Source organism: Parabacteroides sp. ZJ-118 (assembly GCF_011038785.1).
In the GTDB taxonomy this organism is placed as follows: domain Bacteria; phylum Bacteroidota; class Bacteroidia; order Bacteroidales; family Tannerellaceae; genus Parabacteroides.
Genome location: NZ_JAAKDT010000026.1, coordinates 1 through 16,660, shown reverse-complemented (window position 1 = coordinate 16,660; position 16,660 = coordinate 1). Strand labels below are relative to the sequence as shown.

13 protein-coding genes, 2 pseudogenes and 1 CRISPR repeat array are annotated in these 16,660 nt (G+C 48.1%); of the genes and pseudogenes, 10 read left to right on the top strand and 5 right to left on the bottom strand.

What is annotated here, in order from left to right; genetic code table 11:
- Positions 1–2 precede the first annotated feature (2 nt).
- The 7 genes from G7Y39_RS08420 (at position 3) to G7Y39_RS08390 (ending at position 7,573) form a co-directional block, all read left to right on the top strand.
- A complete protein-coding gene (locus tag G7Y39_RS08420; RefSeq protein WP_165156873.1) occupies positions 3–1,304 on the top strand; it encodes a phenylacetate--CoA ligase family protein in 1,302 nt (433 codons plus the stop codon).
- A 20-nt stretch (positions 1,305–1,324) separates the two neighbouring features.
- On the top strand, positions 1,325–1,750 hold the full coding sequence (locus tag G7Y39_RS08415; RefSeq protein WP_165156872.1) for an amino acid-binding protein: 426 nt from the start codon (positions 1,325–1,327) through the stop codon (positions 1,748–1,750).
- Between the two features lie 66 nt (positions 1,751–1,816).
- Complete coding sequence (locus G7Y39_RS08410) at positions 1,817–2,623, top strand: outer membrane protein assembly factor BamD (protein WP_165156871.1); 807 nt, start codon at positions 1,817–1,819, stop codon at positions 2,621–2,623.
- 24 nt (positions 2,624–2,647) lie between these two features.
- Positions 2,648–2,980, top strand: a complete 333-nt coding sequence (locus G7Y39_RS08405; protein WP_005856752.1) for a DNA-directed RNA polymerase subunit omega — start codon at positions 2,648–2,650, stop codon at positions 2,978–2,980.
- Between the two features lie 76 nt (positions 2,981–3,056).
- Positions 3,057–3,518, top strand: a complete 462-nt coding sequence (locus G7Y39_RS08400) for a DUF4293 domain-containing protein (RefSeq protein WP_165156870.1) — start codon at positions 3,057–3,059, stop codon at positions 3,516–3,518.
- A 114-nt stretch (positions 3,519–3,632) separates the two neighbouring features.
- Positions 3,633–4,625, top strand: a complete 993-nt coding sequence (mgrA, locus tag G7Y39_RS08395) for an L-glyceraldehyde 3-phosphate reductase (protein WP_165156869.1) — start codon at positions 3,633–3,635, stop codon at positions 4,623–4,625.
- 68 nt (positions 4,626–4,693) lie between these two features.
- Positions 4,694–7,573, top strand: coding sequence for a PD-(D/E)XK nuclease family protein (locus G7Y39_RS08390; RefSeq protein ID WP_165156868.1), 2,880 nt, complete (start codon positions 4,694–4,696; stop codon positions 7,571–7,573).
- Here the strand turns inward: G7Y39_RS08390 and G7Y39_RS08385 are convergent.
- Both G7Y39_RS08385 and G7Y39_RS08380 read right to left on the bottom strand, forming a co-directional pair.
- Positions 7,551–8,051 carry a GAF domain-containing protein gene (locus tag G7Y39_RS08385; protein WP_165156867.1) on the bottom strand — a complete coding sequence of 167 codons (501 nt, stop codon included), beginning with the start codon at positions 8,049–8,051 and terminating at the stop codon, positions 7,551–7,553. The genes G7Y39_RS08390 and G7Y39_RS08385 overlap by 23 nt on opposite strands.
- A 759-nt stretch (positions 8,052–8,810) precedes the next feature.
- On the bottom strand, positions 8,811–9,710 hold the full coding sequence (locus G7Y39_RS08380) for an AraC family transcriptional regulator (protein WP_165156866.1): 900 nt from the start codon (positions 9,708–9,710) through the stop codon (positions 8,811–8,813).
- 656 nt (positions 9,711–10,366) lie between these two features.
- On the opposite strand from G7Y39_RS08380, the pseudogene G7Y39_RS08370 reads away from it, so the two are divergent.
- From G7Y39_RS08370 to G7Y39_RS08360, 3 genes and pseudogenes are all read left to right on the top strand, one after another.
- Positions 10,367–10,675: pseudogene (locus G7Y39_RS08370) on the top strand (putative quinol monooxygenase); the annotation flags it as partial.
- Between the two features lie 6 nt (positions 10,676–10,681).
- Positions 10,682–11,497: a carboxymuconolactone decarboxylase family protein gene (locus G7Y39_RS08365; RefSeq protein WP_165156865.1), complete on the top strand. Its 816-nt coding sequence runs from the start codon at positions 10,682–10,684 to the stop codon at positions 11,495–11,497.
- Between the two features lie 7 nt (positions 11,498–11,504).
- Complete coding sequence (locus G7Y39_RS08360; protein ID WP_165156864.1) at positions 11,505–12,077, top strand: flavodoxin; 573 nt, start codon at positions 11,505–11,507, stop codon at positions 12,075–12,077.
- A gap of 934 nt (positions 12,078–13,011) precedes the next feature.
- Here G7Y39_RS08360 and tnpB read toward each other — a convergent pair.
- From tnpB to cas1c, 3 genes and pseudogenes are all read right to left on the bottom strand, one after another.
- A pseudogene (gene tnpB / locus G7Y39_RS08355) lies at positions 13,012–13,260 on the bottom strand (IS66 family insertion sequence element accessory protein TnpB); the annotation flags it as partial.
- A gap of 196 nt (positions 13,261–13,456) precedes the next feature.
- Positions 13,457–15,007: a CRISPR direct-repeat array (repeat unit 32 nt; unit sequence GTTTCAATCCACGCACCCGTGTGGGGTGCGAC).
- A 172-nt stretch (positions 15,008–15,179) separates the two neighbouring features.
- Positions 15,180–15,470 carry a CRISPR-associated endonuclease Cas2 gene (cas2, locus tag G7Y39_RS08350; protein WP_165156862.1) on the bottom strand — a complete coding sequence of 97 codons (291 nt, stop codon included), beginning with the start codon at positions 15,468–15,470 and terminating at the stop codon, positions 15,180–15,182.
- Positions 15,471–15,478: 8 nt separating this feature from the next.
- On the bottom strand, positions 15,479–16,501 hold the full coding sequence (gene cas1c / locus G7Y39_RS08345) for a type I-C CRISPR-associated endonuclease Cas1c (protein ID WP_165156861.1): 1,023 nt from the start codon (positions 16,499–16,501) through the stop codon (positions 15,479–15,481).
- Positions 16,502–16,660: the final 159 nt, after the last annotated feature.

Sequence of the window (16,660 nt, the reverse complement as noted above, 5' to 3'; positions counted from 1 at the left end):
CTATGATCTGGAACGAAACTATTGAATGTATGGACCGTGAGGAAATGCGGAAGCTACAGAGCCTACGGTTGAAAAGAGTTGTTGAACATGCTTACCATAACTCCCCGTTTTATCGCAAGAAAATGCAGGAGATGGGCATTACTCCCGGCGATATACAGACAATAGATGATATAACGAAATTACCATTCACGGTAAAACAAGACTTGCGTGATAATTATCCTTTCGGTTTGATGGCCGTGCCGATGTCCGAGATCGTCCGTCTGCATGCCTCTTCCGGTACCACGGGCAAGCCTATCGTAGTGGGATATACCCGTAAGGACTTGGGCATCTGGGCCGAGGTGATGGCTCGTTGCCTGACCGCCTATGGTTTGACAAAGAACGACTCCGTGCAAGTATCCTACGGTTACGGAATGTTTACCGGAGGCTTGGGTGCCCATGCCGGAGTGGAGAATATCGGTGGTACGGTGATCCCGATGAGTAGCGGTAATACCCAGAAGCAAATCCAGTTGATGCACGATTTCGGGGCGAAAGGCTTGGCTTGTACGCCTTCTTACGCCTTGTATCTGGCGGAGACCATCCACCAGTCCGGCATTCCCTTGGAGGAATTCCAGCTACGTGTCGGAGCGTTCGGTGCCGAGCCTTGGACAGAGAATATGCGTAAGGAATTAGAGACAAAACTAAATATTAAGGCTTACGATATTTATGGCTTGACGGAGATCTGCGGGCCGGGCGTCGGTGGCGAGTGTGAGTGCCAGAACGGTACCCACCTGTGGGAAGATCATTTCTTTCCGGAGATCGTGGATCCGAACACCTTACAACCGGTGGAACCAGGACAAGTAGGAGAGTTGGTTTTTACCACGCTTACGAAAGAGGGTATGCCGATGCTTCGTTACCGTACACGTGACTTGACTTCGCTGACTTACGAGAAATGCGCCTGTGGACGTACGGCGGTTCGTATGGGACGTATTTTAGGTAGAAGCGACGATATGTTGATTATTCGTGGCGTAAATGTTTTCCCGTCTCAGGTAGAATCCGTAATTTTGGAGCTGCCGGAGTTCGAGGCGCATTACTTGATCGTGGTGGATCGTATGAACAATACCGATATTTTCCAGATACAGGTGGAGGTTCGCCAAGAATACTACTCGGACGAGATGAACAAGATGATCGCCTTGAAAAAGAAGATCGCTGCCCGTATGCAGAGCGTGATCGGTTTGCAACCGGACATCAAGATCGTGGAGCCGCGTAGTATCGAACGTAGTATGGGTAAGGCAAAACACGTGATCGATAAACGCAAGTTAGTATAACCTCTAAAAGATTAAGTACTATGTTAATAAAACAATTATCAATCTTTCTGGAAAACAAGAAAGGTCGTTTTACGGAAGTCGCCAAGATATTAGGAGAGGCAGGGGTCAATATGTCCGCTTTCACGGTGGCCGAGAATTCCGATTTCGGTATCCTTCGCCTGATCGTATCTGATACGGAGAAAGCGATCTCCGTGCTTCGTGAAAAGTTATACGCCGTAAGTGTGGCCGACGTGGTATGCTTGCATTGCCCCAACCAGCCGGGAGCCTTGGCAAAGGCGATGGATATCATTACCTCGGCCGGGATCTTCATTGAGTATATGTACGCCTTTTCTCAAGGCGACGCCGCTAACGTGATCATTCGTCCGGACGATATCAATAAGTGTGCGGAGGTCTTAAAGGCGAATAAATTGGAATTGATCGCTGCCAGCGATTTATATAAGTTGTAAATATTAACGTTTGGGGTTTCATTTATTCGCTTAAAAGCACTAATTTCGCACGCTAAAAGTATGTGAATGAAAAAGGTTGTATTTTTATTGATGATGACGGTATTGTTATCCTCTTGTGGAGAGTATAATAAGATACTGAAGAGCACGGATTACGAATTGAAATATTCGTACGCAAAGAAATACTTCAACGCGAAGCAATACTCGAAATCCGCTACTCTGCTGGATGAACTGGTTACAATCTTTAAAGGAACAGCTCATGCCGAGGAGTCTTTGTACTTGTTGGCGCAAAGTTACTACGGTCAGAAAGATTATCAGACGGCTTCGCAATACTTTGAGACCTATTATACGACCTATCCGAAAGGAGAGTTTACGGAATTGTCTCGTTTCTACTCCGGTTATGGCTTGTATCTGGACTCTCCGGATCCTAGGTTGGACCAGTCGCAGACGTATAAGGCGATCGAGCAGTTGCAACTTTATTTGGAGTATTATCCGCAAAGTGAACGGGCCGAGGAAGCGCAGAACATCCTGTTCGAACTTCAGGAGAAGCTGGCTTACAAGGAATTGATGGCCACCCGCTTGTATTTCAATTTAGGTACCTATATGGGTAATAACTTCCAGTCTTGCGTGATTACGGCGCAGAACGCTTTGAAGAATTACCCGTATTCCGAGTATCGCGAGGAATTCATGTTCCTTATCGTCCGTGCGAAGTACGAGTTGGCGTTAGTCTCCGTAGAGGAGAAGTTGCAGGGCCGTTACCGGGATGTGGTTGACGAGTATTACAACTACATGAACGAGTATCCGGAAGGTAACTACGTAAAGCAGGTGACGAAGTTCTACGACTATGCCAGCAAGCGAATTACAGATGCATATTAAGCGAATTTAATCAATAAAACGAAAATGGATTACAGAAAATCAAACGCTCCTACCAATACGGTGACCCGTGACATGATGAAGTTAAGTGAAGAAACGGGCAACGTATATGAGACAGTCGCTATCATTTCAAAACGGGCGAATCAGATTAGTGTTGAGATGAAACAAGATCTGGAAAAGAAACTTCAAGAGTTCGCTTCTTACAATGACAACTTGGAGGAAGTCTTTGAAAACCGTGAGCAGATCGAGATTTCACGCTACTATGAGAAACTTCCGAAGTCAACGTTGATCGCCGCTCAAGAGTATGAGGATGGCAAGGTTTATTACAAGAATCCTGCTAAAGAGAAGAATAACTTCTAAGAAGAAATATTTTTGAACATCGGAAAGGCTGACCCTCAAATGAGTCGGCCTTTCCATTTAAAACGAACTAATTACCATGTTACAAAGAATACAAACTGTTTACCTGCTAATTATCGTGGCGCTTACGGTCGCTACCTTATTCTTGCCGTTGGCCGTGCTGCAACAAGGAGACGCTCTCTTCTCGTTCGATGCTAGCGGATTGAGCACGATGGTCGGTGAGCCGGAATTGCTATACCCGGCGTGGGGCTTATTTGCCTTGACCGCCAGCATCGCTATCATTGCCTTGGTGACGATCTTCTTGTATAAGAAAAGAATCCTGCAAATCCGTCTTTGCGTGTTCAACGCATTGCTGATATTGGGATTTTATGGTTTCTTCGCCTTCTTGATCTATTCTTTGAAGGGCGATATGGAAGGTGCCAGCGTAAGTGTTAAGATCGCTCTTTCCTTCCCTTTGGTCAATCTGATCTTGGATTATCTGGCGATCCGTAATATCGGGGCTGATGAGGCGCTGGTACGTTCCTTGGATCGTTTGCGTTAAGGCTTTCATAACGGCGTGGCTCAAGTGGGCGTGGCAACGTCCGTCGTTTAAGTCGACAGGTAAACCGGTTCCTTGGCCGGATGAGAGGTATAATAATTAAAAAAGAAAGAGCATATGGAGTTTTACAAAGCGGAAGAGAATCGCTACGCGGATATGATATATCGGCGGTGCGGACGGAGTGGTATCTTATTGCCGGCCGTTTCCTTGGGATTGTGGCACAATTTTGGTAGTGTGGACGTGTTCGGTAATTTTATCCAGATCGCTCACGCCGCATTCGATCATGGTGTGACTCATTTCGACTTGGCGAATAATTATGGCCCGGCCTACGGATCGGCGGAGGAGAATTTCGGCCGGATATTGAAGAAGGGCTTGGGCGCTTATCGGGATGAGATGATTATTTCTACGAAGGCGGGCTACGATATGTGGCCGGGACCGTATGGAAACTGGGGGAGCCGTAAATATTTAATGGCTAGCTTGGACCAGAGCTTGAAACGGATGGGACTGGAATATGTGGATATCTTTTACTCCCATCGTCCGGATCCGGAGACTCCGATCGAGGAGACAATGGGAGCCTTGGCCGATATCGTCCGGCAAGGGAAGGCTTTGTATGTAGGTATCTCCAATTATGACGCAGACCAGACCCGTAAGGCCTTGGCTGTACTGAAAGAACATAAGGTGCCTTGCTTGATTCATCAAGCCCGCTATTCGATGTTCGATCGTTGGACGGAGCCGGGTTTATTGCCTGTATTGAAGGAAGAGGGTGTGGGTATGATAGCGTTCTCGCCATTGGCGCAAGGTTTGCTCACGGATAAGTATTTGCGTGGGATCCCGGAAAATTCCCGTGCGGCGAAATCAACCGGTCATTTGCAGACCTCTCAAGTAACCCCGGAGGTCGTGGAAAAGGCCCGTAAGCTAAACGAGGTAGCTGCCCGCCGTGGACAGACCTTGGCGGAGATGGCGCTCGCTTGGCTATTAAAGGACGAACGGGTAACTAGCGTATTAATTGGCGCTAGCTCGGTCGCCCAATTAATGGATAACCTGAAGACGTTAGATAATATCTCTTTTTCCGAGGAAGAATTGCAGGAGATAGAGAACATCTTAACATAACGGGAATCGTATCCGATTGTGAAGACGGGGTGTGCCCCGTCTCCAACCTTGTATAAGTTTTAGAATAAATGAAACCGTTCTTATATCAAGTAGCGTCTCTTTTTTACGAGAAATGGGGGGCGGAGGTCGGTCGTCTGGCCTTTGTTTTCCCAAACCGGCGTACGGGACTTTTCTTCCAGAAATATCTCTCGGAGGTAGCCGATATCCCCCTTTTCTCTCCGACAATCCTTACGATCAACGATCTCTTTATCCAGTTGAGCGGAAAACAATCCGCCGACCGGATCAGTATGCTTTTTACCTTGTACGACATCTACATCCGCCAAAGCGGTTCCTCCGAGACCTTCGATGAATTCCTGTATTGGGGAGAGATGTTGCTCAACGACTTCGACGATATCGATAAGTACATGGTAAATGCCCGCATGCTATTCAGCAACGTGACGGACCTACGGGAGATAGAGAATGATTTCGATTTCTTAAGTGATGAGCAGATCGCCGCCATTCGCGGTTTCTGGTCCAGTTTTTATCCCCGGGGCAATACGCCGAACCAGCAACAGTTCTTGGCCGTCTGGCAGGTGCTATACGATCTCTATGAGGAATTCCGTGCGACCTTGGCCGCCGAGGGAAAAGGTTACGAGGGCATGATCTTCCGGGAGGTCGTGGAAAGCATGGAACGGGGCGATTCCCCGGATTTACCTTACGAGCAAGTTGTCTTTGTCGGCTTGAACGCCTTGTCCGTATCGGAAGAACGTTTCTTAGCCCAGTTGCAGAAGCGGGAGATCGCGGATTTCTATTGGGATTATGTATCCGATAAGGTAACCGATCCGGACAATAAGGCCTCTTATTTTGTCTCCCGTAACTTGAAGAGCTTCCCTCCCTCGATGAGATTACCCCTCGAGCAGAAGGTAAAGACCGAGATCGAGGTGATCGGTATTCCTTCCGGTATCGGGCAGGCCAAGCATGTCTACACCCTGTTGAGCGATTGGTGCAAGGAAGCGGAGATGAGTTCGGAAGAAGCCCTGCGTACGGCGGTGATCTTGCCCGATGAACATCTGCTGATCCCGGTACTGAACGCCATACCGGAGCAAATCCGGCGTATCAACGTCACGATGGGTTATCCTTTGGCGGGAACCCCGGTCGCCTCGTTGATCGAGTATATCTTGGCGTTGCAGAAGAACGTACGCTACATGGACCGGAATCCGTTGTTCTATTTCCGTGACGTGCTGCCGGTATTGAACCATCGCTATATCCTCTCCACCTCACCGGAGATTATTTCCTCCTTGGTGAAAGAGATCACGGAGAACAACAGGATCTATATCTCACATACGGAATTAGAGAAAACGCCTTTGCTAGAAATCCTGTTCACGCCGGTGACCGGGGTGGATGCCTTCTCGGACTATCTGATCAAGGTATTGGAAGAGCTGAACAAGGTTATGTCCGCTCTCTCCGATGAGGAAGAGGAGGACGCTACCCAACGGGCGAACGATTTGGAGCAAGAGTTTATCTTCCATTATTTCGCCACGATAAACCGCGTGAAAGAGGTAATGAAAGACGCTTGTGTAGAGATGAGAATAGATACCTTCTTCCGCCTGTTGAAGCGGGTGACCGACACGATCACGATCCCTTTCCATGGTGAGCCGCTTTCCGGCCTCCAGATTATGGGTGTGCTCGAGACCCGTGCCTTGGATTTCGACCGTCTGATTATCTTATCCATGAACGAGGGTATCTTCCCGCGGCGGAAAGCGGCGAACTCCTTTATCCCTTATAACCTACGCAGGGGGTTCGGGCTGCCTACCTACGAGCATCAAGATAGCGTATGGGCCTACCATTTCTATCGTTTGATAGAGCGAGCCAGCCACGTGAGCCTTTTATACGATACCCGCAGCAACGGATTGCAGACGGGAGAGGTAAGTCGCTTTGTCCACCAGCTGCATTATCATTACGAGGTACCGATGCGAGATAAATTGGTGGTCTATAACGTATCTTCCTCCAAGACCCCGCCATTGGCCGTGTCGAAAAGGGAGGATATCATGCGCCGTTTAGACGCTTACCGGAAGGGGGGGAGCAAGGCGATCTCGGCAAGCGCTATCAATACATATCTGGATTGCCCGTTGAAGTTCTACTTTTCCGTCGTGGAAGGCATCCAAGAGGAAGAGGAGGTGAGCGAGACGATCGAGAGCGATGTATTCGGAAGCATCCTGCATAAGGTGATGGAGGAGCTTTACAACCCGTTCCGGGGGAAGATGGTTACCGTGGATTTGCTGAAAGCGGTCCGTAAGGATACGTCCTTGCTTACCGGAGCTATCGCCCGGGCCTTCGCCAGTGAGTTTTTCAAGACAGACGCGGTTCGCTCCCTTACCGGACAAAACTACCTGATCGGCGAGATGATCCGCAAATACGTGGAGAAGATCTTGGAGCGTGACGGCAAGCTGACCCCATTCGTCTACATCGAGTCAGAGCGTAAGATAAACGGTCTGATCAGCCTTTCCGACCATTCCGAGATCCGGTTGAAAGGTTTTATCGATCGTGTGGACGAGGTTCGCGGCTCCATCCGTATCATCGATTACAAGAGTGGTAGCGGAACCACGTTTTTTAGCGGCATCGAGAGCCTTTTTAATAAGGAGGAGAAAGATCGTGCGAAAGCCGTGATGCAGGTACTTATGTATTGCCGGATGTACGCTCATCTCACCGAGAGTAAGGGAAAGACGATACAACCGGGTATTTATTACGTCCGTTCCCTCTTCACCGATCCGTTCGACCCATCTGTCTACCACCGTATCGAACGGGGAAAATCGGAGAAGGTCGCGGATTTTTCCGGTTATGCCCAGGCGTTCGAGGAGGGGCTTCGGGGCTGCTTGGACGAGATCTTCAATCCGGAAATACCCTTTACGCAAACCCCTACGGGGAAGGCTTGCTCTTATTGTCCATTTAAGGGTATCTGCGGTAAGTAGCACTTTGATGAGGAAGCAACTCCACTATCTTTTCCAAAAAGATCTGATCGGTCTCATCGAAACTGTCCGGCTGATCACTGTCTATATCGAGAACGGCAATTACCTCACCCTCCCATATAACGGGAACTACGATCTCAGAGCGCGACGCCGAGTTACAAGCGATATGTCCCGGGAAAGCGTCTACGTCCGGTACGATGATCGTATGAGCTTCCTTCCAGGCTGTGCCGCATACTCCTTTCCCGTATTTGATTCGTGTACAGGCGATAGGGCCTTGGAAAGGTGCCAAGACCAATTGATTGTCTATGACCCGGTAGAAACCTACCCAAAAGAAACCGAAAGTCTGCTTGAGTGCCGCGGCGACGTTCGCCATGTTAGCGATCCAATCGGTCTCGTTACCTATCAATGAGCCGATTTGAGGGAGTAACATCTCATACATCTCCTGTTTATCCCCGTTTTTAATCCGTAGTTCCTCTGCCATATTTAAACTGTTATAACGTCGCGAATATACGAAACTTGTTCATATATGAATGAATGATTTTGCAGGAATAACTGAGCGAGATTTCACGGCTCTTTCTCGCGAAATATCCGGGATTTTCTTGCCGGTATGTTTCGTATGGCGATTTGACAATTTGACATTTTGTAAACGGAAGTCCCGGAGAATCGATTATTCCGGGCCCAAGGACAAGTCCTCTTCAATTCCATGTTAAAATATATTTAATCAGTTTATCCTTAGATGTATACCGAAAAATGCCCTTTCATTCTAGCGAAAATCATTCATCCGAATTCATATTTATTGACTTCTTAGGGCGATTTCATAGGCTTACGACTGGGTTCTAACGAGGTTACAATGCCTATTCACGGCTGTTTACAACCCTATCCATGACAGTTTACAATGCCCAACGGCAGGCATTGGCATTGCCCAACGCGACTATATGTGTAGGTTTTCGCCTCCTTTCGTGACCGAAAATGGTAATATTCCCATCTAAAAGAGCGTTTTATGGCTCCTCTTGGCTTCTGGTTGGGCTGATCTTGGGAATGTCGCTGTCATGATTTGCCTATAAAAAGAATCATAAAGAAAGGTAGATGGCGATTTTTGTGTCTTATCGATAATAGGGATTATCTACTAACGTACGCACGTATACTGGATATCATATAAAATGCCTTCATCGACAAATAAGCAATGTTTCGGGTAGAAATCTCCTATGCTTGCCTCTAAGAAGGGGTGCGCCACTTAATTTCATTTCTGAATGCTTGCACAATATTCCGAAGGGGTCATTCCGGTCTGTTTTTTGAACATACGGCTGAGATGCTGGGGATATTCAAATCCCAAATTGTAAGCGACTTGTGCAACGGAAGCTCCTGTGGCAAGTTCGTTCTTCGCCTGTTGTATCACGTACCGGCGGATGTAGTTGCCCGCCGTGTCGTTGGTGGTACGTTTTATCAGGTCGCTGAAATAATTGGGCGACAAACAGAGCCGGTCCGCACAATACTGTACCGTGGGCAGCCCGTATAACAGCTGCTCTCCCTTTTCGAAATAGCCATGCAAAAGGGTGTTGAACTTCATCAACGTATCCGAGTTTTCCAAAGACCGGGTGAGGAACTGCCGGTTGTAAAAGCGCAGGCAGAAATTCAATATCAGCTCGATATAACCGACAAGAATGCTATTTTGGAACGCGTCGTGCCCCTTTTGCAATTCATTTTGTATTTGGCGCAGCAAAGCGACAATGGTTTCGCGCTCCTCCTCCGTCATGTGCAAGGCTTCGTTCACCCGGTAATCGAAAAATGAATACTCCTTTATCTTTTTCTCCAATTGAGTGCCATGCAGCAGGTCCGGATGAAAGAGCAGGGCCCAACCGGAAATCGAAACCCGCTCCCCGTCATCCTCCTTGCCGCCTATCTGTCCGGGAGCGACGCATAAAAGCGTTCCTTCCCTGTAATCATATTTTCCACAACCATAAGTCAAATCGATGGAAGAGTCGTCGCGTAAAAACAGCCCGTAAACACTATAATCATTCAGGCTGTAACGGATGGGCGACACCTCGGCATAGTCGATGATGCTGACCAACGGATGGCTGTCCGATGCTCCTACGTACCGGCTGTAATCACTGACACTCTTTACTTTCAGAATATTTCTCATACATGAATCGGCAGAACTTTGTGCAACCTATGGCAAATTTATATTTTTCCCGGAACATATCGAAAACGTGCCATCATATAAATCGAAGAAATCGGTATAAATATCTGTAATTCTCATCATAGCCGCTATATAAAAGGCAGCTAAATTTGCAGAAAACATGAATATGAAAAAGTTATTGTATCTGTTCTTTGCACTGTCCGTCACACTCGGACTAAATGCCTGTTCCACCGCTGATGACCCGGTGGACGAACCTCCGATGGGGACGCCCGAAAATCCGGACAATCCGAATCCGGGAACGGGCAAGACCCCTTATCGTCTATTACAGTTTTTTCATACCGTCACGGCGCAACACGCCTTTGACGTGCATTGCCACAATGTATTGCCGGAGTTCAAGGCGTTGCTCGACCGGCACGACGCCGCATTGGAAGAGACTTTCCCACTGCCCGACTGGGATGTAGCCTCTTATTTGAAATTTATGGAAGCGGCCGGCATCCGCACGAGCCTGCTCTCCATGCCTGCGCCGCAGCCCTATTTCGGCGACACAGCGGAGTGCCGGAAGATGGTGCGCCTATACAACGAAGCCTGCGCCAAACTGAAAGCCGATCACCCCGACAAGTTCCTTTTCTGCGCCTCGCTGCCCCTGCCCGATGTGGAGGCGGCTGTCGAAGATAGAGGTCTACCCGCAGCACCTCGACGAGTATATGAAATATGCGACCGAAGTGGGCGAAGTCTCCCTGCGTACAGAACCGGGCGTACTGACGATGTACGCTGTCGGCGAGAAGGAGAATCCTTGCCATATCACTATTCTGGAAACCTACGCGAGCCAGGAGGCTTACAAATCGCATATCGCGTCAGCACATTTCCAAAAATACAAGCAGGGGACGTTGCACATGGTCAAGTCGCTGGTGCTGTCCGACCAGACACCGCTCAACCCCGCAAATAGAATCAATAACTTTATTCAATAAGAAATCATGAACAGAATCATTTTTATTACAGTATTCACTCTTTTAACATTCCATGTTATGGCACAAGAAAAGATAGTACAGACGGCCGGGCGCGACCAGTTAGGCGGGTTCGCTCCCAAGTTCGCGGAACTCAACGACGATGTCCTTTTCGGCGAGGTGTGGAGCCGCACCGACCGCCTCGGTCTTCGCGACCGCAGTTTGGTGACGATTACTTCGCTCATCAGTCAGGGCATTACGGACAGCTCGCTGATCTACCATTTGCAGTCAGCGAAGAACAACGGAATCACTCGCGCTGAAATAGCCGAGATTATCACCCATATCGCTTTCTATGCGGGTTGGCCCAAGGCTTGGGCGGCATTCCGCCTCGCCAAAGATGTATGGGCGGAAGAGACGACCGGAGAGGATGCGAAAGCAACTTTCCAACGTGAAATGATCTTCCCCATCGGCGAACCCAACACGGCATACGCCCGATATTTCATAGGTAACAGTTACCTCGCGCCGATCTCACGGGAGCAGGTAAACATCTCCAATGTCACCTTTGAGCCCGGTTGCCGCAACAATTGGCATATCCATAAAGCGACGAAAGGCGGCGGTCAGATGCTCATCGGTGTGGCCGGACGAGGCTGGTATCGGGAAGAAGGAAAACCTGCCGTGGAGATTCTGCCCGGCACGGTCATCCACATTCCCGCAGGCGTGAAGCACTGGCACGGTGCGGCGGCCGACAGTTGGTTCGCACATCTTGCGTTCGAGGTTTCCGGCGAGAATACGTCCAATGAATGGTTGGAGCCCGTCACAGACGAAGAGTATAACAAACTTAAATAATAAACCGATGTATAAATTTGTATTGATATTGTTGTCGGTGGTCGGCATGGTGACCGCCTCCTGTGCACAACAAAGGCAAGAAAATATGAAAAAAGAACAATCAAACCCTAAAATACTGGTCGCCTATTTCTCGGCGACCGGTACGACAGCCCGTGCCGCAAAGAAACTGGCAGACGTTACAGGTGGCGAGCTTTATGCGATTACGCCTGCCCAACCGTACACCAGTGCCGACCTCGACTGGCACGACGAGCAGTCGCGCAGCTCGGTGGAGATGAACGATTCGAAGGCACGTCCGGCTTTGAAAGGCAGAAAAGAGAACATCGCCGATTACGATGTGGTTTTCATCGGCTATCCCATCTGGTGGAACCTGGCGCCGCGGATCATCAACACTTTCATCGAAAGCCATGACCTGAAGGGCAAGACAGTCACTCCGTTCGCCACATCCGGGGGCAGCACGCTCGCAGAAAGTGCGACTTCATTGAAGAAAACCTATCCCGCACTGAACTGGAAAGAGGGGCGTCTGCTCAACCACACCGACGAGCAATCCATCCGTGCATGGCTTGACGAGCTGGAATATTGACCGTGGATATGTGGGGAAGCTGACAGCGTCAAAAAAACTATGTTCATGAGACAGAGGGTTGTACTGTTTATAGATGAAGTAGCGACCTCGCTTGTCAGCTTTGCCTTACGCAACGATGCAGAGAAGATAAGGAACGGATTTTACACACGTTGGGGCAGGTGAATGGGAACCGTAAGGTCACCCCGCCGAGCGGATTGACATAGGCAGGCAACATTATACCGCAAACAGGAAGAATACGGACTGAACACGGCTCTTTCATTTAAAACTGCCTCGTTCTTTCGGAGAGGGTACTATTTTATAGCGGGCAACCCACGGGAATGATGTGGCTTCTTGTAGTGGTGCTACATGGCTTCGAGTTGGATCTAAGGGTATAGAAGTTTCCCGTCACAGGGAGCGTAAATGTGGCAACAAATTGACCAGCTCTTCTTTTGCCGTTTTCTTAATACGGCGAAAGAGTACCGTCCCAAGCATTGGGACTGATAACTCCCATGCCTTGGGAGTGTACTGTCCCAGCACTTGGACAAAGGACCTCTAGCCCACTTTCTTCAAGACATCAGGCTGAGACAAAATCCAAGTTTCTGCTTCTTGAATCATAAAAAATGTATAGGAGGAAACGATATCCGTCATGCGATTAGGCTTTGTTTCGTATAAAAAGCATCTTAGGTCCATCCCTCAAGTATCTTAGGTGCGTTGGCAAAGTATCTTAGGTGCGTGGCGCAAGTCTCCTAACCTACTTTTTGATCAGCCTTCGTCGCATTGGGGCGTGTTGGTAAGCATGACCTTCTCAAAAGGTAGCCCCCACTAATTTTCTACTGATCCCCAAAGAGTTGGCGGTTCAGCCACGCGACCTGAGCCGTCAACTCTTTGATGCGTTCCCGCAGTTTTTTAATCTGCTCCGCTTGATTTTTGTTGGTGGCAGAAGATCACGCCATTCCATGGGATAGCTGTTGGATCCGGGGTCATATTCCGGCAGTTTGAAGCGCCCTGCCTCCAGGCGTTTGACGTACATCACCATGCCACCGTCTTCCGCATGAAGCAGCTTCATGAGTTTACGGCTGGACCCGATGAAGATGAACACATCGCCGTTCTTCACTTCGCTCTTCATCTTCTCATGTACCAGTCCGCACAGCGAACTGATACCCTTGCGCATATCCGTCCTGCCGGGACACAGGAAGTAGCGCATCGTGTCGTTCAGACTAAACATGACCGTCTCGGAGGCTTTGCGTCAACAGTTCCATCACTATCCGCTCAGACCCGCTACCTCCGGCGCACTGTCCCAGTCTGCTCCGGTTTTTCCAGAAAATGACTAATTTCGCATCGCCATTAGGGTAAAGAGCATGAAAAGTGAACGGATATCCCCGTTTTGGGTGGGTGGATATCCTCCGTTTTCAGCACCCGTGTGGGGTGCGACTGCAGCTTGGTAGCGGATGAGATGTTACCGTCAACGTTTCAATCCACGCACCCGTGTGGGGTGCGACATCTTCTGTTTCATGCTATATGTCTCTTATCTTGGTTTCAATCCACGCACCCGTGTGGGGTGCGACTACGCCTCGATATTCTGAGTATAAATATTCAATGTTTCAATCCACGCACCCGTGTGGGGTGCGACCCAAAAGATCAGAGCCCTCGCGACCTCGGAAAGGGTTTCAATCCACGCACCCGTGTGGGGTGCGACTGCTATGTTATCATATAAAAACTTTATGGGTATGTTTCAATCCACGCACCCGTGTGGGGTGCGACTCCTGAAATCTTTCGGCATCGTGTACTCTGATATGTTTCAATCCACGCACCCGTGTGGGGTGCGACATACGACAGGGTGCGGGCTTCGGGTCAGTGTTAAGTTTCAATCCACGCACCCGTGTGGGGTGCGACGATTAAGATGTGCCCGTGCTTTGACGCTGAGGAGGTTTCAATCCACGCACCCGTGTGGGGTGCGACACGCTATCACGGATACCTCGACTCCCTTGTCCTCGTTTCAATCCACGCACCCGTGTGGGGTGCGACTCGCGGCGGTAGGTCTTGGTAGTGTGTGTGTAAAAGTTTCAATCCACGCACCCGTGTGGGGTGCGACCTCCGGATGTTAGCTCTCGTGAAGCAATAGCCCAAGTTTCAATCCACGCACCCGTGTGGGGTGCGACTCAGCCAAAGCCTTGGTGACGTCAGTGTCTTTAAGTTTCAATCCACGCACCCGTGTGGGGTGCGACCATAACAGGCGATTAGGTACAAAGAAGAAATGAGTGTTTCAATCCACGCACCCGTGTGGGGTGCGACGAGTTCCGGAGAGCGTGTTCCGCTGCTGGATTACGTTTCAATCCACGCACCCGTGTGGGGTGCGACTTATATCCAAAAGGAGCACCAACACCGTTAAGAGGTTTCAATCCACGCACCCGTGTGGGGTGCGACTGCAAGGTCGATATAATTAAAGTGATAAAATAATGTTTCAATCCACGCACCCGTGTGGGGTGCGACGGAGGTCGCCGGTTCGATCCCGGCAGGGAGCACTGTTTCAATCCACGCACCCGTGTGGGGTGCGACGATATACTCAGGTGTATCAGTAGGATACGAAAAGTTTCAATCCACGCACCCGTGTGGGGTGCGACGCCTGTCATACGTTACGGTTGCTCTTAACGAGACGTTTCAATCCACGCACCCGTGTGGGGTGCGACTCGTCACCATCGAACAAATCAAGATTTGACTCAAGTTTCAATCCACGCACCCGTGTGGGGTGCGACAAACTTATCGCCTGGTACAACCGGCTTGCACATGTTTCAATCCACGCACCCGTGTGGGGTGCGACGAAATTTCTTCAAGGTATACCACTAAGGTAGTTGAGTTTCAATCCACGCACCCGTGTGGGGTGCGACGCCAAAATGAGATAAGATCTGTTCAATATAACGAGTTTCAATCCACGCACCCGTGTGGGGTGCGACTGTATACATATTTATATATTATAGATCAATAAATTAGATTTATCAATATGCGAATCAGTTTTTTTATTTCACTTCCATGATAACAATCGCTTTATAAACAAACTAATCTATTGATTATTATGAGTTGCGAAAATACTACTTTTTTTGTAATACTCCATACTCGCAAACGTCATTATATAATAAGAGTATCATTAACTTTATAGGCTGTTTCAATCCCTATTACTTCTACTCTTCTATTTTCGTTCTTACTGAGAATATAAAATCGGATACTATCAAGAGAGTTATCAATAAAACCCTTAATTCGTTCCTTTAAGTAACAATATTGAGCATCTGTCACTTCACACTCAAAGACAGAATTCTGCACCCTCTGTCCATAATCCATACAAGCCTTAGCCACACACCGTAAACGACGAGCCCCATCTTTGCTTGTTGTATCCACGTCATAAGTCACAAGAATGTACATAATCTAAGTCATCTTATCAGAAATACCGGATAGTCATCAATATCTCGCCTAATATACCTAGCCATCAACATAGCTTGCACATAAGGCAGAAGCCCTATCTCTATTCTTTCATTAAGATAAGGATGCACTATCACCTCCCTTTTCCTTGCCTGCCATGCAGAAATAAATGTCTTTTTCCCTTTATCTGTCATAACAACTCCATTATCACCTTGAAACAAAAATTCCTTAGATGTTATCTGTCTTTTATTAATCAACGACAAAACAAAACGATCACCAAGATAAGCACGCAATTCCTCCATCATATCCAACGCTAAAGAAGTACGTCCCGGACGAAGTGTATGAAGAAATCCCACATATGGATCAAGACCTATTGTTTCGAGTGCTGAAGAAATGTCGTTAGCAATCAAAGTATAAGCAAAAGATAACATGGCATTCACCGCATCTTTAGGAGGACGTCGATTGCGACCATGAAACGGGAAATTAGCCTTTTGATTAAGTATCAAAACAGGCAGCACTTCAAAATAAGCATTCGAAGCTATACCCTCATAGCCTATCAGCATTGTTTTATCTTGAGCTTCTAACGCATCACGCTTAGCATGTTCCAGTACATGTACCGCATGGTTGATTCCTTCATCCTCACCATAATCACGGATATACCTCTTTAATATATTACGATAGTTTTGAATCTTACCGCCAATCATCAGCCGCGCCACATGTAATGACCACAATTCATCGTCTGATAATTGATACTGTTTCTTACGCAACAGCACATTCCCTTTCGTTGCACCTTGTACTCTGCTAATGAACCTACCATTCGGAGAAAGAAATGTGAGCGATATGCCATTGTCATTACACAACTTCATCACGCCCGGACTTGCACCCATATAGCCAAACGTCACTATACCTTCTATGTTTATAGCAGGAATACGGAACACCTCCTCTTGTTTAACAGACACGACAACATTCAGCCCGTCCTTACTAAGATACGCTTCCGGTGTCGTCACATACAAAGTATTCAACAACTTTCTCATTGATATAAATTTTTATTGAGGTATGTATCCACTAATACTTCGTTAAATTTTTATTCAATCCGTTGAAAATAAATGAGTTAGTTAACAAAGTTTAGCTCAATAAAATAGGTCAAGTAGCTGAATTTCAGTATCTTTAATGATATTCGACCACACATTAAA

What these genes read in the sequence shown, in the direction of transcription:
- G7Y39_RS08365 (WP_165156865.1), top strand. Translation starts at nt 10,682, where the DNA reads ATGAACAGAATCATTTTTATTACAGTATTCACTCTTTTAACATTCCAT.
- G7Y39_RS08390 (WP_165156868.1), top strand. Translation starts at nt 4,694, where the DNA reads ATGAAACCGTTCTTATATCAAGTAGCGTCTCTTTTTTACGAGAAATGG.
- mgrA (WP_165156869.1), top strand. Translation starts at nt 3,633, where the DNA reads ATGGAGTTTTACAAAGCGGAAGAGAATCGCTACGCGGATATGATATAT.
- cas2 (WP_165156862.1), bottom strand. Translation starts at nt 15,470, where the DNA reads ATGTACATTCTTGTGACTTATGACGTGGATACAACAAGCAAAGATGGG.
- G7Y39_RS08415 (WP_165156872.1), top strand. Translation starts at nt 1,325, where the DNA reads ATGTTAATAAAACAATTATCAATCTTTCTGGAAAACAAGAAAGGTCGT.
- G7Y39_RS08420 (WP_165156873.1), top strand. Translation starts at nt 3, where the DNA reads ATGATCTGGAACGAAACTATTGAATGTATGGACCGTGAGGAAATGCGG.
- G7Y39_RS08385 (WP_165156867.1), bottom strand. Translation starts at nt 8,051, where the DNA reads ATGGCAGAGGAACTACGGATTAAAAACGGGGATAAACAGGAGATGTAT.
- G7Y39_RS08360 (WP_165156864.1), top strand. Translation starts at nt 11,505, where the DNA reads ATGTATAAATTTGTATTGATATTGTTGTCGGTGGTCGGCATGGTGACC.
- G7Y39_RS08405 (WP_005856752.1), top strand. Translation starts at nt 2,648, where the DNA reads ATGGATTACAGAAAATCAAACGCTCCTACCAATACGGTGACCCGTGAC.
- G7Y39_RS08410 (WP_165156871.1), top strand. Translation starts at nt 1,817, where the DNA reads ATGAAAAAGGTTGTATTTTTATTGATGATGACGGTATTGTTATCCTCT.
- cas1c (WP_165156861.1), bottom strand. Translation starts at nt 16,501, where the DNA reads ATGAGAAAGTTGTTGAATACTTTGTATGTGACGACACCGGAAGCGTAT.
- G7Y39_RS08380 (WP_165156866.1), bottom strand. Translation starts at nt 9,710, where the DNA reads ATGAGAAATATTCTGAAAGTAAAGAGTGTCAGTGATTACAGCCGGTAC.
- G7Y39_RS08400 (WP_165156870.1), top strand. Translation starts at nt 3,057, where the DNA reads ATGTTACAAAGAATACAAACTGTTTACCTGCTAATTATCGTGGCGCTT.